Genomic DNA, 21,641 nt, shown 5'->3' with positions numbered 1-21,641 from the left:
CCCGGGCCGCCTCGACGCCGGCGTTCAGCGCCAGCAGGTTGGTCTGGAAGGCGATTTCGTCGATGACCCCGATGATCTGGCCGATCTCGCTCGCCGAACGCTCGATCGCCCCCATGGCCTCGATGGCCTTGGCCACCACGGCGCCGGAATGTTCGGCGCCCGTCTTGGCGCTCGCCACCACGCCGCGGGCATGCCGGGCTCCTTCGGACGTCTTCTTCACCGTCGCGGTGATCTCGTCGAGCGCCGCCGCGGTCTCCTCCAGCGAAGCCGCCTGCTGCTCGGTGCGGCGTGCGAGGTCGTCGGCGGCCGCCGACACTTCCGCGGTGCCCGAGCGGATGGCATCGGCCGTGCTCGACACCACGGTCATCGTGTCGCGCAGCTTCGTCGCCGTGGCGTTGAAGTCGGCGCGCAGCTTTTCGTATTCGGGCGCGAAGGCGTCCTGCAGGCGGAACACGAGGTTGCCGTCCGACAGGTGTTCGAGCCCGCTCGCCAAGGCGCTCACCACGCCGGCCTGTTTGGCCGCCGTGGCTTCGCGCTCCTTGGCCTCGCGGGCCTGGGCGGCTGCCGCGGCCTGCCGCTGCCGGCCGGTTTCGGCTTCGAGCGCGATCTTCTCCAGGCCGGTGGCCTTGAACACGGCGCCGACCCGGGCCAAGGCGCCGAGCTCGTCCTTGCGTTCCGTGCCCTGCAGCGCGGTATCGTAGTGCCCCTGCGCCATGGTCGAGAGGGTGTGCAACAGCACCGCGAGCGGCCGGCTGATCCAGGCCCGCACCGCCAGCGCACCAACGGCCACCACAACCAGCAGGCCGCCAAGCGTCAGCGCCCATGTGAGGCGGATCGTGCCGGTCGCCACCGCCGTGGTGGCGGTGTTGACCGCGTCGGCTTCCTTCAGCATGTCACCGAGCGTCGCGCGGATGGCCGCGGCAACCGATGAAATGGCGGGAGCGCATTCCTTGGTGTAGCCGAGCCGCGACTTCAGCACCGATGTGGCATCGAGCGATTTCGCCGCCTCGATCGTATCGCCGCAGGCCTGGTCGGCCGCCTGCAGCCCCTTCTGCTTCAGAGCCTCGAAGCTGTCGCCCTTGGCCGGCAGGTCCGTCTTGCTGGCGTCCATCAGGCTGGTGAATTCGGTGCGCTGCACCAGCAGCGCGTCGGCCGCCTTGGTTTTGGCGTCTTCGCCTTTGGCCATCATCAGGTCGCCGACTGCGAGCTGCATGCCGGCGAGCGCCCGGCTGGCCTGCGCCAGGGCCACGTTGGCAGTGCCGTTGTGTTGGACGAGGTCGCTGTAGGCGTTGTCGATGCGCCGCATCTTGCCGGTCGCCAGAACCGTGGCGCCGACGCAGAACAGCGCCAACAACGCGACGATCGAAAAGACCTTTCCGACGATGGGGGTGTTCTTCATGGGAAATGCCGCAACGAGGAATGAAGCGCCATCATCGGCCGTGTTGGTGATCGTCCGCTAAATGCCGGGCAGAACGGCGGAAAGAACGTGCGGCGTGGTAAAGGAAAGGGGCGTGCCGTGGCCGGCGCGCCTCGGCTCAGCGCTCGAGCAGCACGGCCCCGGCCCCGCGCCGTTGTTCCCATCCGGCCTGCTGCAGCGCCGGCACCTCGGTCTCGGCCTCGGGCCAGCCGAGGCAGAAATAGCCGAGCAGCCGCCAGGCCGCCGGCACATCGAGCACCCCCGCCACCTCAGCCGGGTCGAGGATCGACACCCAGCCAAGCCCGAGGCCCTCGGCGCGGGCCGCCAGCCACAGCGTGTGCAGCGCCAGCACGGCCGAATAATCGAGCATCTCCGGCATCGTGGCGCGGCCGAGCCCGTGCCCTTGGCCCGTCGCATGGTCGGCGAACAGCGCGAAATGGCAAGGCGCATCGTCGAGGCCGGCGAGCTTCAGCCGCGCGTAAAGCCCGGCCCGGTGGTCCGCCTGGGCCGCGAGCGCGGCCGCGTTGCAGCGCGCGAAGGAGGTCCGCACCGCGGCGCGCCGGCCGGCATCGTCCACCCGGACGAATCGCCAGGGCTCGCTGAGGCCAACCGAGGGGGCCAGGCAGGCGAGACGGACGAGCCGCTCGAGGCAGCCCTCGGGCAGCGCCTCGCGTCGGAACCGGCGGACGTCCCGCCGCCAGGCGAACAGGTCGGCCAGCTCCGCCCGGAAGGCCTCATCGAACTGCATGGTGTGACGGACGCGCTCCACGAGGCCAAGGGGGGCGCGGGCCGGCGTGGCCCGCCATGGCCTCAAGCCAAGACGGTGATCTTACAAGGCTGGCGCCCCGTTCCACAATCGCGTCCCGATCGTCTCGGCAGTTGACGGCTCCGTCGCCTCATGCGCTTTGCGGGCCTTGAGAAACCCGAGGACGACACATCCATGGCCCTCTCCGTCGCGGTCCAGATGGATCCGATCCATGCCATCAACATCGCAGGCGATTCCACCTTCGCGTTGCTGCTCGAGGCGCAGGCGCGCGGCCATCGCCTCAGCTACTACACGCCCGACCGGCTGTATCAGCGCAGCGGCCGCGTGTTCGCCAGCGTGCAGCCGCTGAGCGTCAAGGACGAGGTGGGCGCGCATTTCACCCTGGGCGAGCCCAAGGTGCAGGACATCGGCGATCTCGACGTGGTGTTGCTGCGCCAGGACCCGCCTTTCGACCTCGCCTACATCACCTCGACCCATCTGCTCGAAAGGGTGCATGGCAAGACCCTGGTGGTGAACGACCCGGCGGGCGTGCGCAACGCGCCGGAAAAGATCTTCGTGCTCGACTTCCCCGATTTGATGCCGGCCACGCTGGTGACGCGCGACCGCGCCGCCATCGAGGCTTTCCGGGCCGAGCAGGGTGACGTTGTGATGAAGCCGCTCTACGGCAACGGCGGGGCGGCGGTGTTCAAGGTCAGCCAGCGGGACCCGAACTTCGGCTCGTTGTTCGACCTGTTCTCGACCACCTTCCGGGAGCCTTGGGTGGTGCAGCAGTTCCTGCCGGCCGTCAGCAAGGGCGACAAGCGCATCATCCTGATCGATGGCGAAGCGGCGGGCGCCGTCAACCGCGTCCCCAACGGCGACGACATCCGCTCCAACATGGTGCGGGGCGGCGCCGCCAATGCCACCGACCTCACGCCGCGCGAACAGGAGATCTGCCACACCATCGGGCCGGAGCTGAAGCGCCGCGGGCTGATGTTCACCGGCATCGACGTGATCGACGGTTTTCTGACCGAGATCAACGTCACCTCGCCGACCGGGCTCCGGGCCATCAAGAGGCTGGGCGGCCCGGACCTCGCGGCCGGCCTCTGGGACGCGATCGAGGCCAAGGCGGCGGGGCGGTAGGTTTACGTCATCCCGAGCGGCGCGATGCGATCAGGCGGGACCCTCGCGGCGTGTTCTGCTGCGCCAGGGTTCTGGATTGCTTCGCTCGCGCTCGCAATGACGGTGTGAGCCGCTACCCAACCCTCGTCATTGCGAGCGCAGCGAAGCAATCCAGGGGCGCCCCGATCAGGCGAGGTCCTGCGTGAGGTCGCGCCAGCCCGGGTTCTGCGCCTCGATCAGCTTGAGCTTCGCATGCCGCGACCCACCCTGAAGCTGCTTCTCGCGGGCGATGGCTTCCGGCATGGTGGGGTATTCCTTGCACCAAACCAGCAGTTTGCAGTCGTAACGCTGGGTGAAGTCCGGCATCGCCCCGCTCTGGTGCTCGAAAACCCGTCGCGGCAGATCCGAGGTCACGCCGGTATAGAGCGTGCCGTTGCGTTGGCTGGCCATGATGTAGACGAAGGGTCTCCGCACGGCGACGCTCCATCCTGCGAGGCCGCGATCCTGGATTGCTTCGCTCGCGCTCGCAATGGCGGCGTGGGCCGATACCACCCAACCCCGTCATTGCGAGCGCAGCGAAGCAATCCAGGGACGCCGCGATCAGGCGACGCCCCGAGAACATATGGGCGCGTCCTAGACCTTCACCTCGCTGCCATCCTGGCTCCAGCGGGTGTGGAACGCCCCGTCCCCGTCCACCCGGCGATAGCTGTGGGCCCCAAAATAATCGCGCAGGCCCTGCAGCAGGTTGGCCGGGCCGCGGGCGCGGCGCAGGCCGTCGTAATAGCTCAGCGAGGACGAGAAGGCGGGAATGGCCACACCGTGCTGCACGGCCAGCGCCACGGTCCGCCGCCAGGCCGGCTCGGCCTTCAGCACGGCGTCGCGGAAATAATCCTGCAGGATGAGGTTCGAGACCTTGGCGTCGGCGCCGTAGGCTTCGCGGATGCGGTCGAGGAAGCGGGCCCGGATGATGCAGCCGCCGCGCCAGATGGTGGCGATCTCGCCGAGCTTGAGATCCCAGCCATATTGCTTGGAGGCGGCCGCCATCTGCTCGAAGCCCTGCGCGTAGGCGACGATCTTGGACGCATAAAGCGCGTCCCGGATGGCATCGAGGTCGGCCTGTTCGGCCTTGCATCCGGCGGGCGCCTGGAACGGCAGCCGCTTTTCGGCCTCGACCCTGAGGGTGCGCTGGCTCGACAACACCCGGGCATAAACGGCCTCCGTGATGCCGGTCAGCGGCACGCCGAGCTCGAGCGCGTTGGCGGCCGTCCAGCGGCCGGTGCCCTTCTGCTCGGCCTCGTCGAGGATCGAATCGACCAGCGGCTTGCCGGTGCCGTCGCGCTTGGCCAGCACCGCGGCCGTGATCTCGATCAGGTACGAGTCGAGGTCGCCCGCCTTCCAGGTCTTGAACACCTCCGCCATGGCGGGCGCATCCATGCCGTAGACGGTGCGCATCAGGTCGTAGGCTTCGGTGATGAGCTGCATGTCGGCATATTCGATGCCGTTATGGACCATCTTGACGTAGTGGCCGGCGCCGCCCGGGCCGATATAGGCGCAGCACGGCGTGTTATCGACCTGAGCCGCCATCTTGGTCACCATCGGGGCGATGCGGTCCCAGGCCTCGCGGGTGCCGCCGGGCATCATCGAGGGGCCTTCGAGCGCGCCCTCCTCGCCGCCCGAAACCCCCATGCCGACGAAGCGCAGGTCCTTAGCCGCCAGGGCGTCGAAGCGCCGGTTGGTGTCGGTGTAGAGCGAATTGCCGCCATCCACCACGATGTCGCCCGCCTCGAGGTGAGGCAGCAGGCTATCCATGACGTCGTCGACCGGCTTGCCGGCCTTGACCATGATGATGATGACACGCGGCTTGGCGAGCGCCGCCACGAAGGCCGCAAGATCCTTGGTGGGCGTGAAGCGGCCTTCGTGGCCGAAGTCGCGCATCAGGGCGTCGGTCTTGTCGCCATGGCGGTTGAAGAGCGCGACCCCGAACCCCTTCCGGGCTGCGTTGCGGGCGAGGTTCGCCCCCATCACCGCAAGGCCCATGACGCCGACATCTGCCAATTGGGTCATGTCTGGATTCTCCTTGAATGCTTCGCGGCAGGCTTCATCAACCTCGGACAGGTATGAAGGGCGCCGGGGCCGTGCCGGAGTGGTATCCTGACAACAGGTCTTTGAAAAGCATGCGGGACCGCAATCCAATTCGTCTTCTTGCCGGGTTTTGAGCGCAAAGCTTGGCCTTCAGTTCTTTTCGATCATTCGGAGCTCGATGCGATGCGTAACACTTCTCGGCGCGCCTTCCTGACAGGTGCCGCCGGTCTCGTCGGGGGCAGCCTCGTGGCCACGCAGGCCTCCGCCCAGCTCACCGTCCAGGAAGTCGACCCGGCCGACATCTATGGCGCCGTGGACGCCGGTGCGTTCCGGATGCCCGCCGTCGACCTGCGCCGTATCGACCCCGAGTTCCTGCGCGCCGTGGTGGACTACCCCACCGACCAGCCGGTCGGCAGCATCGTGATCGATCCCGAGGCGCATTACCTGTACTACATCCGGCCCGGTGGGCAGGCGATCCGCTATGGCGTCGGCGTCGGCCGCCAGGGCTTCGTCTGGTCGGGCGCGGCCGAGATCAAGGCCAAGCGCGAATGGCCGGACTGGTATCCGCCGAAGGAGATGATCGCCCGCGACCCGCATGTGAAGGGTGTGATGCAGAAGCTGCAGAGCGGCCTCGGCATGCCGGGCGGCCCCGGCAACCCGCTCGGCGCCCGCGCCATGTACCTGTACCAGGGCAACAAGGACACGCTGTTCCGCATCCACGGCACGGTGGAGCCCTGGTCGATCGGCCACAGCGTTTCGTCGGGCTGCATCCGCATGATCAACCAGGACGTCTTCGACCTGTACAACCGTGTGCCGATGAACACCAAGGTCCTGGTGCTCGGCCACGATCAGCCGAGCCAGGTGGCGGAACACACGATGCGCAAGCCGGACGTCGACGACGGTTCGGGGTTCTACAACACGGACGCCTCGGCGCCGCAGCCCGACCTGAGCACCACCGCCCAGCCCTACGGCCGCGATCCCTACGCCACCTACGCGCCGGAGCCCGACCAAGGCTACTGACGAACAAACCCGCGCCATGCCGATGCTTCAGGACTGGCGCGGTCACGGCGTCGATGTTGCCGTCGTGGGGGCCGGCGCGGCCGGCATCGCGGTCGCCCGGCACCTCGCGGCGACGCGGCCGGACCTGAGCGTGCTGGTGCTCGAAGCCTCGGAGCGCCTGGGCGGTCGCGCCCTGACGCTGACCGACGGCAGCGGCATCGACCTCGGCTGCGGCTGGCTGCATGGCGGTCGGGACAATGCCTGGACGGCGATCGCCGATGCCGCGGGTGTCGCGGTCGACCGCGAGCCCGCGCCCTGGAACCGGACCAAGCCCGACGACGGCCCCCGGGCCGTCGAGCGGCAGGCCGCCCGGGCCGCCATGCACGATTATTTCGACCGGCTGGACGGCGAAACGCTTGACGGCACCGACAAGCCGCTGAGTGCCTTTCTCGAGCCAGGTGGCCGCTGGAACAACTTCATCGGCGCGGTCGCGACCTATATCAACGGCGCCGAGCTCGAATGCGCCTCGACGCAGGACTACCTGCGCTACGCCCCCGGCCGTCCGCCCGATTGGCGGCTGCCCGACGGCTATGGCCGGTTGATCGCCGACCATGCGGCGCCGGTGCCGGTCGTGCCGCATGCCGCCGTCAGCCGCATCGCGCATGGCGGCGCGGCCGTGTCGCTCGAGACCGCGCGCGGCAGGCTCGATTGCCGGGCTGCCGTCGTGACGGTGTCCTCCACGTGCCTGGCCGAAGAGGTGATCCGGTTCGATCCGCCCCTGCCCGACAAGCAGGAGGCCGCGGCCGGCGTGCCGCTCGGGGTCGCCAACAAGGTGTATCTCGATATCGCGGAGCCCGAGGCCCTGCCGGCCGAGGTCTATCTGCATGGCGCAATGGATCGGGTCGACACCGGCGCCTATGCCCTGAAACCCTTCGGGCGGCCGTGGATCGAAGGCTATTACGGCGGCACCCTGGCGCGCGCCATCGAGGCGATGACGCCCGAGGCCGCGGCGGCCTTTGCGATCGACGAACTCGTCGGCATCTTCGGGGCCGATCTGCGCCGGCATCTCCGGCTGCGGGTCCGTTCGGTCTGGGCCGGCAACCCTTGGGCGCGCGGCTCCTATTCCTATGCCCGCCCCGGCCATGCCGACGCGCGCGCCGTGCTGGCGGCGCCAGTCGGCGACCGCTTGTTCTTCGCCGGCGAGGCCTGCTCGCGCCACCGCTTCTCGACCGCCCATGGCGCCTATGAGACGGGCGTCGCCGCCGCGCAAGCCATCGCTGGACGGCTATAAAGGCGCATCGCTGCCCCGACGGGCCGGCGCCCGCCCGGGAAGCGCGATCACCAGCCCATCGTCCCGGGTTCGCCCTTGAAGGGGCCGACGATTTTGTCGGTGATCCAGCCGCCGTAGAAGGAGCCCGGCTGTGGCCGCGCCTTCTCGCCGCCGACGAAGCAGCCGTCCATCGGCCCGGGATAAACCGCCACGTGGTTCCGTAAGGCCGCAAAGGCCGCCACCGGGTCGGGGTAGGCCCAGGCGACCTTCGTGGCCCGCCGGACCCCGGCCACGATGTCGAAATAGCGCGCCGTCCCCTTCCACTCGCAAAAGGACTGCCCTTCGGCCGGCACCAGGGTGCCGGGCGCGAAACACTCGGGCGGCAGGTAGTAGACGGGCGGGTGGCTGGTTTCCAGCACCCGGAAGGCGGCGCCGGTTCGGGCGATCTCCTGTCCCGCGAAGACGATGCGGATGGCTGCCGGTTCCGCTTCAAGGCGCGGTGGTCGGGGATAATCCCAGACGCTTTCCTGGCCGGGGCCGGGTGGCAGGCGATGTGGCGTCATGCGGGACCTCCATCCGGGATCGATGGGGCGCGGGCCAGCCCCGGACAAGCTTGCTCCGGCAGTTTGAACATCATCAAAACAGGACCTCGGACTTCCGTTGGACGCGATCCACCTCTTCGACCTGGCGGCCAAGCAGGCCAGCTGGCTGTCGCGCTCCCAGGCGACGATCGCCGGCAATGTTTCGAACGCCAACACGCCGGGCTACCGCGCCCAGGTCATGAAGCCGTTTGCCGAGGTGCTCGACCAGACCCAGCTCAGCCTCGCCTCGACGAACGTCAACCACATCGACCTCGGCCCGGCCGACCAGGCGAGCTTCGTGGCCAAGGACGACGCACCCTGGGAAACCACCGATTCCGGCAACACCGTCAGCCTGGAGAACGAGCTCATCAAGGCCGGCGACGTGCAACGCGACTTCTCGCTCAACACCAACCTCGTCAAGGCGTTCCACGCCATGTTGATGCAAAGCGTGAAGTCCTAGAGCCATGATGGACGCCCTTCAAGCCGCGCTCCGGGTGGCGGGGTCGGGCCTCGCGGCCCAATCGGCCCGCCTCCGGGTGGTGTCGGAAAACATGGCCAACGTGCAGTCGACCGGGACAGTGCCGGGCGCCGACCCCTACCGCCGCAAGACCGTCACCTTTGCGAGCGAACTCGACCAGCTCAGCGGCATGGACCTCGTGCAGGTGAAGGATGTCGGCACCGATCCGACCGCCTTCTCGGTCGAGCACGACCCCGGCAACCCGGCGGCCGACAGCGACGGCAACGTCAAGATGCCCAACGTCAACATGATCGCCGAGATGACCGACATGCGCGAGACCAACCGCTCCTACGAGGCGGACCTGCAGGTCATCAAGCAGTCGCGCGATCTCATCGCCATGACCATCGACCTCCTGAAAGGCTCATCATGATCGCCGCCATCCCGCTGATCTCCTCCGCCCTGTCGATGCTGGGGTCCGCCGCCAGCACCCCCGCGGCCACCCAGGCGACCCAGGCCGCCAATGGCGGGGATTTCGGCGCCATGATGAGCAAGCTGTCCGGCGAGGCCGTCGGCAACGTCAAGCATGCCGAAACGATGGCGGTCGACGGCATCAGCGGCAAGGCCAACGTCCAGGACGTGGTGCAATCGGTGATGAGCGCGCAGGAAAGTCTGCAAACCGCCCTGGCGATCCGCGACAAGGCTGTCGCGGCGTTCCAGGAAGTTTCCCGCATGTCGATCTAAGGGACGACAAGCACCATGAGGGCTCTCGCGATCGCGGCGACCGGCATGTCGGCGCAGCAAACCAACGTCGAGGTGATCGCGAACAACATCGCGAACATCAACACCACCGGGTTCAAGCGCGCCAAGGCCGAGTTCACCGACCTGCTGTATGAAACCCAGCGCGCCCAGGGCGTGTCGAGCCGCGGCAACGACGCGACCGTGCCCGAGGGCGCGCAGCTCGGCCTCGGCGTCCGCACGGCGGCGATCCGCAACCTGCAGACCCAGGGCGAACTGACCAACACCGGCAACACCTACGATCTGGCGCTGCAGGGTCGGGGCTGGTTCCAGATCACCGGCCCGAACAGCGACACGGTCTACACCCGGGCCGGCGCCCTCAACACCAATGCCAGCGGCCAGCTGGTCAACCTCGACGGCTACCAGGTCATTCCCTCGATCGTGGTGCCGCCCAACACCACCAAGGTGACGATCTCATCTTCGGGCGTCGTCGACGCGCTTGTGGCCGGCAGCAGCACCCCGACCCAGATCGGCCAGCTGACCATCGCGAACTTCGCCAACGAAAGCGGCCTCGAACACCTCGGCAACAACCTGTTCAAGGAAACGCCGGCCTCGGGCACCGCCACCACGGGCGTGCCGGGCGACCCGGGCTTCGCGACCGTGACGCAGGGCTACCTCGAGGCCTCGAACGTCGATCCCGTCAAGGAGATCTCGGACCTGATCTCGGCCCAGCGCGCTTATGAGATGAATTCGAAGGTGGTGGCCGCGGCCGACCAGATGGGCGAAACCGTCGCCAAGGGAATTCGGTAAAGCCATGACCCTCGCGCTGTCCCGTGCCCTCGCGCTTCTGGCCGCCGCCCTGGCGGTGCACTCCGGCACGGCCGCCGAAGCCGCCCAGGCGGTTCCGGTGGCGTCAGTGACCATCTATCCCGGCGACATCATCCGCGACGGCATGCTGACCGAGCGCGACCTGCCGGATAACTTTCCCGGCCAGGCCGTGACGGCGCTCGACCGCACGGCGCTGGTCGGCAAGACGGTGCGCCGCACCCTGCTGCCCGGGCTGCCGATCCCCATCAATGCGGTGGCGGAGCCCAAGGTGGTCAGCGTCGGCGCTATGGTGCGGGTGGTTTATGTCGAGGGCGACCTCAACATCGCCACCTATGCGTCGGCCCTGCAGGCTGGCGGCGTCGGCGACACCATCGCGGTGCGCAACCCGGAAAGCGGCCTGACGATCTCGGGCGTCATCGCCAAGGACGGCACCGTCCGGATCGGCACCAGCTGATGCGCCGCCTGCTCCTCGGGCTCGCGGCCGCCCTGCTGTGGGCTGCCCCGGCGGCCACCGTGCTATGGGCCGCCCCGGCGGTTGCGGCCGTCCGCATCAAGGACATCGCGGCGCTCGGCGGCATGCGGGACAACCAGCTCGTCGGCTATGGCATCGTGGTGGGGCTGCTGGGCACGGGCGACACGATGCGCAACGCGCCCTTCACCGAACAATCCATGCAGTCGATGCTCGACAAGATGGGCATCAACGTCCGCGGCGTGTCGTTGCGGGCCCGCAACGTGGCGGGCGTCATCGTCACGGCCAACCTGCCGCCGCTGATCGACCGCGGCGCCGCGATCGACGTCACCGTGTCGTCGCTCGGCGATTCCACCTCGCTGCTCGGCGGCACGCTCATCATGACACCGCTGATCGGCGGCGACGGCCAGACCCATGCGGTGGCCCAGGGACCGGTCTCCGTGTCCGGCAACGCGCAGGCGGGCCAGGCCGAAACCTACAGCCAGGGCGTGCCCTCGGGCGGCCGCATCGCCAACGGCGCCATCGTGGAGCTGCCGGCCCCGAACGATTTCGGCAGAACCGGATCGCTGGCGCTCGACCTCCGCAACCCGGATTTCAAAACCGCCGTGCGGGTCGCCGACGCCGTCAACCTTTTCGCCCGCACCCGCTTCCACACCCGCGTCGCGCAGGAGCAGGATCTGCGCCGCATCATGGTCACCTGCCCGCCCGGCATCAGCCCGACCCGGTTCATGGCCGAGATCGGCGACCTGACGGTCGAGCCCGACACGCCGGCCCGCGTCGTCATCGACGAACGCACCGGCACGGTGGTGATCGGCCAGGACGTGCAGATCTCGACCGTGGCGGTGACGCATGGCAGCTTGACGGTGCGCATCACCGAAACCCCGATCGCGTCCCAGCCGGCCCCGCTGTCGGGCGGCAAGACCGTGGTGCTGCCCACCACCAACATCGAGGCAGACGAATCCGGAGGCCAGCTCCGCATCGTCGGCGGCACGACGCTGAAATCGCTGGTCAAGGGCCTGAACGCCATCGGGCTCAAGCCGACCGGCATCATCGCGATCCTGCAGGCCATCAAATCGGCCGGCGCCCTGCAGGCCGACCTGGTGGCGCAATAGCGAGGCGGTTGCGCCCGGCCGGGCCAGCCCGGCGCAAGCCAACCCCGGGATAGTCGCCGTATGGCTTCTCGGCGCATCCCGGACCTCAACATGACGGCCAAGACCCTTCGCGCCGCCGCCCTGGCGCTTTGCGCCGGGGCCGCCCTGACGGTCCCAGGCGCGGCCGGCGCCAACGAACAGAACACGGCCGACGGTGTCGCCCCGGCAACGCCCGGCCATAGCGAGGCGGTCGCGGCCACCGAAGCCCATCCCGTGGCCGAGGCCCCGCCCCCCGGCTCCGCCCTGCCGATGAAGCCGGCCGCTCCCGTGACGGCGCCGCCTCCGCTCCCCACCGGCAACGAGGCGCAGCGCTATTGCGACAACATCGCCGCCGTGGCGGCCGAGGCGCGCTTCGCCTGGCAGACCCGCAAGCTCAACGACCTGCAGGGCCAGGTGACGCAACGCATCGCCGATCTCGAGAAGAAGCAGGCCGAGCTCGAAGGCAGCCTCGCCCGGCGCGACGAGGCGATGAAGAAGGCGCAGGCGACGCTGATCTCGGTCTACGCCAAGATGCAGCCCGATGCCGCCGCGGCCCAGCTCAGCCTGCTCGACGACGGGCTCGCGGCGGCCGTGCTGTCCCAGCTCAACCCGCGCCAGGCGAGCGCCATCCTGAACGAGATCAAGCCCGACCGGGCCAGCCAGCTCGTCGCCGCGATGACCAGCCTCGCGGCACCCGACGCCAAGACGGACGGAAAGAAGTCGTGATGCGAAACCTCGTGGTCGCAACCGCCTTGGCGGCGGCGTTGTCGGGCTGCGCCGTCGCGCCCTCGGACATCGGGCGTGAACCCCACATGAGCGCCGTCGGCTCCGGGCTGCAGGCCAATGTCGACAAGTTCAGCGCTTATTCGTTCCCGGCGCCGCTGCGTCAAAGCCCGCAATCCTTGTGGGACGACAGCCGCGCCAATTTCTTCCGTGACCCCCGCGCGAGCCGTGTGGGCGACGTGCTGACCGTGTCGATCGCCATCGACGACAAGGCGACGCTCGACAATTCGAGCGATCGGTCGAGCTCGTCGAGCGTCGGCAACGGCTTTGATTTCGCGCTCGGCAGCGGCTCGTCCACCAAGACGGCCGGGCAGCTCGATTCGACCTCGACCTCGAAATACAACGGCTCGGGCACGGTGGACCGCTCGGAAAAGATCCAGCTCTCCATCGCGGCGGTGGTGAGCGGCGTCATGCCGGACGGCAACCTCATCGTCAGCGGCTCGCAGGAGATCCGCGTCAACTACGAGATGCGTCTCCTCAACATCGCCGGCATCGTGCGGCCGCGCGACATCTCCAAGGACAACACCATCTCCTACGACAAGATCGCCGAGGCCCGGATCTCCTATGGCGGGCGCGGCCGCTCGAGCGAAGTCCAGCAGCCGGGCTGGGGCCAGCAGATCTATGACGCCATCAAGCCGCTTTAAGGCCGGGACCGTGTCGGCCAACGTCGAATTCGAGCGGAACGGGAGTGGCCGCGATGGCGGATGACGGCAAGGCGGCGAAGAAGAGCGGCGGCCTGATGGGCGTCGTGGTGCCGGTGCTGGTGCTGACGCTCGTGGCCGGCGGCGGCGGCTTCGTGGTGGGCAAGCAGATCGTCGCCAAGGCCAGGGCCTCGGTGTCGACGGACGACAACCATCACGAGGCGACGGCCGCCGCGGCGCCGGCCAGCACGGCCGTGCGCGAGCTGCCGCCGGTGGTGGCCAACCTGACGGCGCCGGAAGGCTCCTGGGTCCGGCTGCAGACCGCGATCGTCTACAACAAGACCGACGCGCCGCAGATGGAGATCCTGTCGTCGAAGATCGCCGACGACATGCTGGCCTATCTGCGCACCTTGTCGCTGACGCAGCTGCAGGGCGCGAGCGGCATCCAGCACCTGCGCGAGGACCTGAGCGAGCGCGCGGCCGTGCGCTCGGAGGGCCATGTCAGCGAGGTGATGATCGAGATGATGGTCATCCAATGAAGCGCCTTCTCGCTGCGGCGCTGATCCTGGCCGCCTTCACGACGGCGGCGTCCGCCCAGTCGATCGACCTCGGCGCCCTGGTGCCGCAGGCCGCGGGCGGCACCGCCACGGGGCGCATCGTCCAGCTGGTCGGCGTGTTGACGGTGTTGTCGGTGGCACCGGGCCTCCTTGTGATGGTGACGAGCTTCACGCGCTTCGCTATCGCGTTCTCGTTCCTGCGCACCGGCCTCGGCCTGCAGACCACGCCGGCCAACCTCATCCTCATCAGCTTGTCGCTGTTCATGACCTTCTACGTCATGGCGCCGACCTTCGACCGCTCCTGGCAGACCGGGCTGCAGCCGCTGCTCGACAACAAGATCACCGAGCAGGAAGCTTATGGCCGCATCACCGGGCCGTTCCGCGAGTTCATGCTGGCCCAGGTGCGCGACAAGGATCTGGCGCTGTTCGACGACCTCGCCAAGGCCTCGATCAAGACGACCGACCGGGCGACGGTCGACCTGCGCATCCTGGTGCCGGCCTTCATGGTATCGGAGATCCGGCGCGGCTTCGAGATCGGCTTTCTGATCACCCTGCCGTTCCTGGTGATCGACCTCGTGGTATCGACCCTCATCATGTCGATGGGCATGATGATGCTGCCGCCCAACGTCATCTCGCTGCCGATGAAGATCCTGTTCTTCATCCTGATCGACGGCTGGAACATGGTGGTGGGCAGCTTGATCCGCTCCTACGGATAATCGTCGCGGCGTTTACCTCCTGGTCATCAGCCGGGGTTAATGTCTGATCACGCCCGGTTGAACACACTTCAAAGGCATCAAGCCGCCCGCGCGTACCGGTTCCGATCCGGAATGTCCCTCCTTCACCCTGGGACATTTGATCATGAGCAGCCTTCTCACCAACACCTCGGCCATGAGCGCGTTGTCGTCGCTGACGGCCACGCAGAAATCCCTGTCGCAGACGCAGAGCCAGATCTCGAGCGGCCTCAGGGTCGCGAGCGCCTCCGACAACGCCGCTTATTGGTCGATCTCGACCACCATGAAGTCGGACACCAGCGCCCTGTCGGCCGTCAGCGACGCGCTGAACCTCGGCTCCTCGACGGTTGGTGTCGCCACGGCGGCCCTGAACTCGACCCTCACCATCATGAACAAGATGAAGGCGGACCTCGTCACGGCGCAGACGCCCGGCACCGACAAGGCCCAGGTGCAGACCGACATCACGGCCCTGCAGTCGAGCCTGAAGTCGATCGTGTCCTCGGCCTCGTTCAACGGCGTCAACCTGCTGAACAGCACGGCGACCAACACCAACATCGTGGCTTCCTTCTCACGCGGCACGGATGGCACCACCAGCGTCGGCACCATCGCGGTCAGCACCGCCAACATCACTCTGACCTCGGCGACCTCGGGCGTCGGCATCCTGTCGGCCGCCATTACGGCCGGCACCGTGGGCGGGGCTTCGGTGTCGCTGGGCAGCACGGTCTCTGGCACTGGCGGCTCTGGCACCGACGGCACCTCCTACGATGCGAACAGCATCCTGGGCTTCAAGCTGACGAGCGCCAGCGGCACGAGCGATCTGTCGGTGATGCAGGCAGCACTCGACAACGCGATCGGCCAGATCACGGCCGCCGGCGCGGCGCTCGGCGGCACCAAGACCAACATCGACAACCAGTCGACCTTCGTGTCGTCCTTGTCGGACGCGATCACCAGCGGCGTGGGTTCGCTGGTGGATGCCGATATGAACGTGGCCTCGACGCGGCTGAACGCCCTGCAGACGCAGCAGCAGCTCGGCGTGCAGGCTCTGTCGATCGCCAACCAGAACAGCCAGATGATCCTGAAACTGTTCAACGGCTGATCGCCCGTCCTTCCTTGATCGTGAAAGGGCCGCACCACCGTGCGGCCCTTTTGCTTTGGTGTTCTGCGAAGCGAACGGTAAATATTAAATCTCATACGCCAAATTAAGCCTTGCACCCGAGTAGATCGAAGGTGAGCAATGCAATTCAGCTTCGTTTAATCTCGGCGGCGTAGGATTTGATCACGCCCGATTGAACTGAAATTCAAAGGCATCAAGCCGCCCGGGCGTACCGGTTCCGATCCGGAATGTCCCCTCATACACAAATGGGACATTGATCATGAGCAGCCTTCTCACCAACACTTCGGCCATGAGCGCGCTGGCGTCGCTGACGGCCACGCAGAAATCCCTGTCGCAGACGCAGAGCCAGATCTCCACCGGCCTGCGGGTCGGCAGCGCTTCCGACAACGCCGCCTATTGGTCGATCTCGACCACCATGAAGTCGGACACGAGCGCCCTGTCGGCCGTCAGCGACGCGCTGAACCTCGGCTCCTCGACGATTGGCGTCGCCACGGCGGCGCTGAATTCGACGCTGACCATCATGAACAAGATGAAGGCGGATCTCGTCACGGCCCAGACGCCCGGCACCGACAAGGCCCAGGTGCAGACCGACATCACGGCACTGCAATCGAGCCTGAAGTCGATCGTGTCCTCGGCTTCGTTCAATGGTGTCAACCTGCTGAACAGCACGGCGAGCAACACCAACATCGTGTCGTCGTTCTCGCGCGGCACGGACGGTACCACCAGCGTTGGCACCATCGCGGTCAGCACCGCCAACATCACCCTGACCTCGGCGACGTCGGCCAGCGGCATCCTTTCGGCGACCATCGCGTCCGCCACCGTGGGCGGGGCTTCGGTGTCGCTCGGCGGCTCGGTCGCCGGCACCGCCGGGTCGGGAACGGACGGCACTTCCTACGAGGCATCGAGCATTCTAGGCTTCAAGCTAACCAGCAGCAGCACCACAAGCGATCTGTCGGTCATGCAGGCGGCTCTCGACACGGCCATCGGCCAGATCACGGCAGCGGGCGCCTCGCTCGGCGGCACCAAGACCAACATCGACAACCAGTCGACCTTCGTGTCGTCCTTGTCGGATGCGATCACGAGCGGCGTGGGTTCGCTGGTCGATGCCGACATGAACGTGGCCTCGACGCGGCTGAACGCCTTGCAGACGCAGCAGCAGCTCGGCGTGCAGGCCCTGTCGATCGCCAACCAGAACAGCCAGATGATCCTCAAGCTGTTCAACTGACGTCGCAATAAATACCGACGAAGGGAGGCCGCGCGCAAGCGCGGCCTCTTTGCGTTTCAACGCTCCATCTTCAGCTTTCGGCCCCGGTTTTTACCGATGATTAAGGTTAAGCTCCTAGCGTCGAATGAAGCGAACACGAGCTTGGCTCGGCGGCGGGCGCCATGCGGCGCGAGGCCAGCCATGCCGGATTGTTCTCGTAGGGTTCAGAGCGCCGGAACGATCGACGATGAGCAGCATTCTCACGAATAATTCCGCGATGAGCGCGCTTCAGTCGCTCACCTTGACGCAGAAGAACCTGGAAGGCGTGCAAAGCCAAGTGTCCACCGGCCTGCGCGTGGCGGACGCCTCCGACAACGCCGCCTATTGGTCGATCGCCACCTCGATGCGTTCCGACACGGGGGCGCTTTCGGCCGTCAGCGACGCGCTCAACCTCGGCGCCTCGACGCTCAGCATTGCCACGTCGGCGCTGAACTCGACCATCACGATCATGAACAAGATGAAGGCCGACATCGTCACGGCGCAGACACCCGGCACCGACAAGGTCCAGATCCAGACCGACATCACGGCCCTGCAGTCGAGCCTTCGTTCCATCACCGCCTCGGCCTCGTTCAACGGCGTCAACCTGCTGAACGGCACGGCGAGCAACACCAACATCGTGTCGTCCTTCTCGCGTGGCACGGACGGCACCACCAGCGTCGGCACCATCGCGGTCAGCACCGCCAACATCACCTTGACGTCGGCCACGTCGGCCAGCGGTATCCTGTCGGCGGGCATCACTGCCGCCACCGTGGGCGGGGCTTCGGTGACCCTCAACGGCTCGGTCACGGGCACCGGTGGGTCGGGAACGGACGGCACATCCTACGATGCCAACAGCATCCTGGGCTTCGCCCTGACGTCGAGCAGCACCTCCTCCGACATCGCCGTGATCCAAGCCAGCATCGATACGATCCTTACCAAGATCACGGCGGCGGGCGCCTCGCTCGGTGGCCTGAAGACCAACGTCGATCTGCAGACCACCTTCGTGTCGGCACTGACGGATGCGATCACCAGTGGCGTGGGCTCGCTTGTCGATGCCGACATGAACGTGGCCTCGACCAAGTTGCAGGCGCTGCAAACGCAGCAGCAGCTCGGTGTCCAGTCGCTGTCGATTGCCAACCAGAACAGCCAGATGATCCTGAAGCTGTTCAACGGCTGAGGCGCCTTCCGCTCCCCGAACATCCTCTCGTCGCGAAGATCCCATGACGGTCCAGACCCTGGCGCGCGCGCTTCCGTCCATCGACGCGCCGTTGAGGCGCCAGGCCGACGCTCTGGTCCGAGCCTTCGAGCTTCCCCCCGCCGGCCCCGGCGCCAAGCTGGTCGCTTTGGCGGTTCTGGCGCTTCAGCATGGCATGCCGGAGCAAGCCACCGAGGCCTTGAACCAGGCTTCCGGGTTTCACCCCGACAATACGCACCTTCTGATGGAGATCGGCTTCATCCATCAGAACCGGCGCCAGTTCGACAAGGCGCTCGCGGCCTTCAGCAAGGTGGTGGCACTGCGGCCGGGCGATGTGGCCGTTTACGCCAGCCTCGGCAGCATGCTGATCGCCATGGGCCGGCTCGACCTGTCGATCCAGGCGTCACGCATCGGCCTCTCGCTCGATCCGGCGCCCGCGGGGCTCTACATTAATCTGGCGTCGGCGCTGCGGGCCGACAAGCAATCCGAGGCGGCCTGGGACGCCTACCGCGCGCTCCTCAGCCGGCATCCCGAGCATGCCGCCGGCCTTGTGGACGCACTCCACCTGCGCCAGCACCTTAACGACTGGGATGGCTACGCGGCGCATCTCCAACTCGCCCTCGCCAAGAGTTTCCGGCTCGGGTTCCGGGTGCCGCCGTTCTCGATCCTGGCCGCCAGCGATGACCCGGTTGACCAGCTGGAGGCCGCCCGGGTCTGGGTCAAGCGCATGGGTGGGTCCGTGGCGTCGCCACTGGCCCGCTACGGCGCCCGCCCTGAAGCCGACCAAACGCGACGCCTGCGGATCGGCTACCTGTCGAGCGATTTCCACAATCACGCCACGGCGCTGCTGATCATCGAGATGCTCGAACTGCGGGACCGGGACCGTTTCGAGGCGATCGGCTATTGCACCGGCAACATCGACGACGGCACCCTGATCCGGCACCGCATCATCTCGACCTTCGACTTTTGTTACGACATCGGCGCGCTCGGCGACGAAGAGGCGGCCAGGAAGATCCATGGCGACGGCATCGACATCCTGATCGACCTGAAGGGTTTCACATCCGGTGCCCGCACGGAGATCCTCGCCTACCGCCCTGCTCCTCTGCAGGTGAATTTCCTCGGCTATCCGGGCACCATGGGGGCGCCCTTCATCGATTATATCGTGGCCGACTGCTTCGTGATCCCGCCCGAGCGGGAGGGGGATTTCGACGAGGCGGTGGTGCGGCTGCCCGATTGTTACCAGCCGAACGACCGCAAGCGCCCCGTGTGGCCGGAGCCCTACGGCCGGGCCCAATGCGGCCTGCCAGAACAGGGCTTCGTGTTTTGTTCCTTCAACGCGCCCTATAAGATCACGCCGGACATGTTCGACCTCTGGATGCGGCTGCTGCATCGGGTGCCGGGCGCCGTGCTGTGGTTGCTCGAGGGGCATCCTACGGGGACCCTCAACCTCCACAAGGAAGCGGAGGCGCGCGGCATCGCCCGCGAGCGGATCGTCATCGCGCCGAAGCTCGTGACCGAGCAGCACCTGTCCCGCATGCGCCTCGGCGACCTGTTCCTCGATTCCTTCCCGGTCACGGCCCACACGACCGCGAGCGACGCGCTCTGGGTCGGCGTGCCGGTGCTGACCTGCCCGGGCGCCTCCTTCGTGTCCCGGGTGGCCGGCAGCCTGCTGCATGCGATGGGGGTTCCGGACATGATCGTCCCCGACCTGCAGGCCTATGAGGAGCGCGCCGTGGCGCTGGCCCACGATCCCGCCACCCTCGGTGCGATCCGGGCCCGCATCGAGGCGAACCGCCTCACGGCGCCGCTCTTCGACAGCGCGCGCTACACCCGCCACTTCGAGGACGCGCTCCTGTCGATGGCGGCCCGCATGGACGCAGGCCTGCCGGTGGCCAGCTTCGACGTGCCACCGAGGCCCGCTGCGGCCCCGACCGCTTAACCAGTTGACACGCCCCGACGGCCCATTATACCGGTCGCGTCCCAGCCGATGCGGCTATGGCGGAGTAGCTCAGGTGGCTAGAGCAGCGGAATCATAATCCGCGTGTCGGGGGTTCGAGTCCCTCCTCCGCTACCAATCAACGACTTGCGAAAAGCAGGCGCTAAGTTGCTGAAATCGCTGGTTTGGGTTCGAGTCGTTTTGCGGTCGCTGTGAGACGTCTCACACGTCTGTCTCACAGTGCCGATCCCGCGCAACTCGGTGCCATGCCTTGCCCAGCCTGCCATATCTCACCCGCAGGGGTGGAGGGCGCTATTACCTGCAGATCCGCATGCCACCGGGCCCGGCTTGGCCGGCGCTGCTCCGATTGTCGCTCGGCACCACCGACTCTAAGATGGCGCGATACAGCCTCTGCAAAACACTGATCTGGTTGATGCCTTTCCGCGACGCCGAAACCGTGAGACGTCAGGCTGAAGAAATCCTGGCACAATGCCGCGAGTTCACGCGTAAAGGGCAAGCTTGCGATTGGCAGGAAATCGATGACCGCCAGCGGTTCTTCGCAACCTTCGCCGAGTTCGCCAGCGAGGTGCGCCACTACAACGTGCCTGATGTAACTCGCCTCGGGCTCATTGAGGAATGGAGCTTCTTTGCCGAGATGCTCCGTCAAGACCGCGCACGCCTCTATGGCAGCACTTCTAAGCTTGCTGTCAGCACTGAAGACGGGCCGAGCAGCCGCCATGAGCACGCCCCCGAGCCGACAGCCGATCCGCCCGTTGGTGTCGCCGCAAGTTCCACACGCCTGCGAGGTGGGCGCAAAACCTCCTCCGTTCTTGCCGAGTTCCTTCAGGAGCAACGGCAGAGCAACGGTGACGACTCTGCCCAGCACGACGTCGGCATCTACGTCGAATTTTTAATCGCGCTCCTCGGCGATAAAGCCCTCCGGGCCTACACAGACGACGATTTCGCCAGCTTGGGACGCGAACTCGCTAATATCCCGGACCGAAATGGGATCCCGCGAGAGAGGGCCAGAACGCTCTGGGATCGCTTCGAGTTCGCTCGACGAAACGGATGGGAGGGGCTCAAACGGCTCTCCGAAACGAGTCTTCAAAATCGCTACCGGACCGGGCTCAACAGATTTCTGACCTGGGCAAAAGCACGAAAATACCTGACCGAGCAGATCAAGATATCGATTGTAATGAGCGCCGAGAATCTCGTTGCGCTTCCGCGCGATGCGTTCACGGATGAGGAAGTCAGGCAGATCCTGAGCATGCCCACGTTCACCGGTCACGGCCTAAACGAAAAGTGGCAGTCGGGTTCTTACCTGGCGCAAGATCATGTTTATTGGGGCTACATCGTCATGCTGCTTACGGGCATGCGGACGAGCGAGGTGGCGCAGCTACGGGTGGAGGACATCATCGACGCAGAGGGCTGGTACTTTTTCAACCTGCAGCCGTTCGATCCGGCCAAGGGGCGTGTGCCGCGCAAGGACCTCACCAAGTTGAAGACAGAGAACTCGACCCGTTCCATCCCGCTCGACCTGCTGCTGATCGACCTAGTGCACTGACGCGCACAGAGGATTCACAGGACGCTGGGCTCGTGCGAGTCT

General features: G+C 66.8%; 23 protein-coding genes and 1 tRNA gene. 19 read left to right on the top strand and 5 right to left on the bottom strand.

Annotation, left to right across the window (positions count from 1 at the left end; all coding sequences use genetic code 11):
- On the bottom strand, positions 1–1,399 hold a 1,399-nt coding region (locus P7D22_RS17700; RefSeq protein ID WP_319935574.1), incomplete at its 3' end, for a methyl-accepting chemotaxis protein.
- Between the two features lie 136 nt (positions 1,400–1,535).
- Positions 1,536–2,165: a 5,6-dimethylbenzimidazole synthase gene (gene bluB / locus P7D22_RS17695; RefSeq protein ID WP_319935573.1), complete on the bottom strand. Its 630-nt coding sequence runs from the start codon at positions 2,163–2,165 to the stop codon at positions 1,536–1,538.
- A 192-nt stretch (positions 2,166–2,357) separates the two neighbouring features.
- Here bluB and gshB point away from each other — a divergent pair, with 192 nt between their 5' ends.
- Positions 2,358–3,305 (top strand): glutathione synthase, encoded by a 948-nt coding sequence (gene gshB, locus P7D22_RS17690; protein ID WP_319935572.1) that lies wholly within the window; start codon positions 2,358–2,360, stop codon positions 3,303–3,305.
- Between the two features lie 165 nt (positions 3,306–3,470).
- Here the strand turns inward: gshB and P7D22_RS17685 are convergent, their stop codons facing one another.
- Positions 3,471–3,836, bottom strand: coding sequence for a GIY-YIG nuclease family protein (locus P7D22_RS17685; RefSeq protein ID WP_319935571.1), 366 nt, complete (start codon positions 3,834–3,836; stop codon positions 3,471–3,473).
- Between the two features lie 81 nt (positions 3,837–3,917).
- Positions 3,918–5,348, bottom strand: coding sequence for an NADP-dependent phosphogluconate dehydrogenase (gene gndA, locus P7D22_RS17680; RefSeq protein WP_319935570.1), 1,431 nt, complete (start codon positions 5,346–5,348; stop codon positions 3,918–3,920).
- Between the two features lie 201 nt (positions 5,349–5,549).
- Between gndA and P7D22_RS23540 the strand changes: the two genes are divergently transcribed.
- Entirely contained in the window at positions 5,550–6,386 is an 837-nt protein-coding gene (locus P7D22_RS23540; protein ID WP_442916107.1) for a L,D-transpeptidase, read from the top strand.
- A 16-nt stretch (positions 6,387–6,402) separates the two neighbouring features.
- The gene (locus P7D22_RS17670; RefSeq protein ID WP_319935569.1) at positions 6,403–7,656 is read left to right on the top strand and encodes a flavin monoamine oxidase family protein; all 1,254 of its coding nucleotides are present in this window, start codon (positions 6,403–6,405) and stop codon (positions 7,654–7,656) included.
- A gap of 47 nt (positions 7,657–7,703) precedes the next feature.
- On the opposite strand, the gene P7D22_RS17665 is transcribed toward P7D22_RS17670, so the two are convergent.
- On the bottom strand, positions 7,704–8,198 hold the full coding sequence (locus tag P7D22_RS17665; RefSeq protein ID WP_319935568.1) for a DUF427 domain-containing protein: 495 nt from the start codon (positions 8,196–8,198) through the stop codon (positions 7,704–7,706).
- Positions 8,199–8,295: 97 nt separating this feature from the next.
- Here P7D22_RS17665 and flgB point away from each other — a divergent pair, with 97 nt between their 5' ends.
- The 16 genes from flgB (at position 8,296) to P7D22_RS17585 (ending at position 21,599) form a co-directional block, all read left to right on the top strand.
- Positions 8,296–8,676, top strand: a complete 381-nt coding sequence (gene flgB, locus P7D22_RS17660; protein WP_319935567.1) for a flagellar basal body rod protein FlgB — start codon at positions 8,296–8,298, stop codon at positions 8,674–8,676.
- 7 nt (positions 8,677–8,683) lie between these two features.
- Positions 8,684–9,103 carry a flagellar basal body rod protein FlgC gene (gene flgC / locus P7D22_RS17655; RefSeq protein WP_319935576.1) on the top strand — a complete coding sequence of 140 codons (420 nt, stop codon included), beginning with the start codon at positions 8,684–8,686 and terminating at the stop codon, positions 9,101–9,103.
- Positions 9,100–9,414, top strand: coding sequence for a flagellar hook-basal body complex protein FliE (locus tag P7D22_RS17650; RefSeq protein WP_319935566.1), 315 nt, complete (start codon positions 9,100–9,102; stop codon positions 9,412–9,414). Before flgC ends, P7D22_RS17650 begins: the two co-directional genes overlap by 4 nt.
- A 15-nt stretch (positions 9,415–9,429) precedes the next feature.
- Entirely contained in the window at positions 9,430–10,218 is a 789-nt protein-coding gene (gene flgG / locus P7D22_RS17645) for a flagellar basal-body rod protein FlgG (protein ID WP_319935565.1), read from the top strand.
- Positions 10,219–10,222: 4 nt separating this feature from the next.
- Positions 10,223–10,690: a flagellar basal body P-ring formation chaperone FlgA gene (gene flgA / locus P7D22_RS17640; RefSeq protein WP_319935564.1), complete on the top strand. Its 468-nt coding sequence runs from the start codon at positions 10,223–10,225 to the stop codon at positions 10,688–10,690.
- A complete protein-coding gene (gene flgI / locus P7D22_RS17635; protein ID WP_319935563.1) occupies positions 10,690–11,817 on the top strand; it encodes a flagellar basal body P-ring protein FlgI in 1,128 nt (375 codons plus the stop codon). Before flgA ends, flgI begins: the two co-directional genes overlap by 1 nt.
- A gap of 90 nt (positions 11,818–11,907) precedes the next feature.
- Positions 11,908–12,561, top strand: coding sequence for a MotE family protein (locus P7D22_RS17630; RefSeq protein WP_319935562.1), 654 nt, complete (start codon positions 11,908–11,910; stop codon positions 12,559–12,561).
- Positions 12,561–13,262, top strand: coding sequence for a flagellar basal body L-ring protein FlgH (gene flgH / locus P7D22_RS17625; RefSeq protein WP_319935575.1), 702 nt, complete (start codon positions 12,561–12,563; stop codon positions 13,260–13,262). Before P7D22_RS17630 ends, flgH begins: the two co-directional genes overlap by 1 nt.
- A gap of 53 nt (positions 13,263–13,315) precedes the next feature.
- Positions 13,316–13,798, top strand: coding sequence for a flagellar basal body-associated FliL family protein (locus tag P7D22_RS17620; protein WP_319935561.1), 483 nt, complete (start codon positions 13,316–13,318; stop codon positions 13,796–13,798).
- On the top strand, positions 13,795–14,532 hold the full coding sequence (gene fliP / locus P7D22_RS17615; RefSeq protein ID WP_319935560.1) for a flagellar type III secretion system pore protein FliP: 738 nt from the start codon (positions 13,795–13,797) through the stop codon (positions 14,530–14,532). Before P7D22_RS17620 ends, fliP begins: the two co-directional genes overlap by 4 nt.
- 142 nt (positions 14,533–14,674) lie before the next feature.
- Entirely contained in the window at positions 14,675–15,643 is a 969-nt protein-coding gene (locus P7D22_RS17610; RefSeq protein ID WP_319935559.1) for a flagellin N-terminal helical domain-containing protein, read from the top strand.
- A 277-nt stretch (positions 15,644–15,920) separates the two neighbouring features.
- Positions 15,921–16,886 (top strand): flagellin N-terminal helical domain-containing protein, encoded by a 966-nt coding sequence (locus P7D22_RS17605; RefSeq protein ID WP_319935558.1) that lies wholly within the window; start codon positions 15,921–15,923, stop codon positions 16,884–16,886.
- Between the two features lie 226 nt (positions 16,887–17,112).
- On the top strand, positions 17,113–18,081 hold the full coding sequence (locus P7D22_RS17600; RefSeq protein ID WP_319935557.1) for a flagellin N-terminal helical domain-containing protein: 969 nt from the start codon (positions 17,113–17,115) through the stop codon (positions 18,079–18,081).
- A 43-nt stretch (positions 18,082–18,124) separates the two neighbouring features.
- Entirely contained in the window at positions 18,125–20,038 is a 1,914-nt protein-coding gene (locus tag P7D22_RS17595) for an O-linked N-acetylglucosamine transferase, SPINDLY family protein (RefSeq protein WP_319935556.1), read from the top strand.
- Positions 20,039–20,096: 58 nt separating this feature from the next.
- Positions 20,097–20,173: transfer RNA gene (locus tag P7D22_RS17590), tRNA-Met, on the top strand.
- Between the two features lie 133 nt (positions 20,174–20,306).
- Entirely contained in the window at positions 20,307–21,599 is a 1,293-nt protein-coding gene (locus P7D22_RS17585; RefSeq protein WP_319935555.1) for a hypothetical protein, read from the top strand.
- The last annotated feature ends 42 nt before the right edge of the window (positions 21,600–21,641 follow it).

It is taken from the genome of Lichenihabitans sp. Uapishka_5 (assembly GCF_033947565.1).
In the GTDB taxonomy this organism is placed as follows: domain Bacteria; phylum Pseudomonadota; class Alphaproteobacteria; order Rhizobiales; family Beijerinckiaceae; genus Lichenihabitans.
The sequence above is the reverse complement of the archived record's forward strand: the minus strand, read 5'-3'. Positions and strand labels throughout refer to the sequence as shown.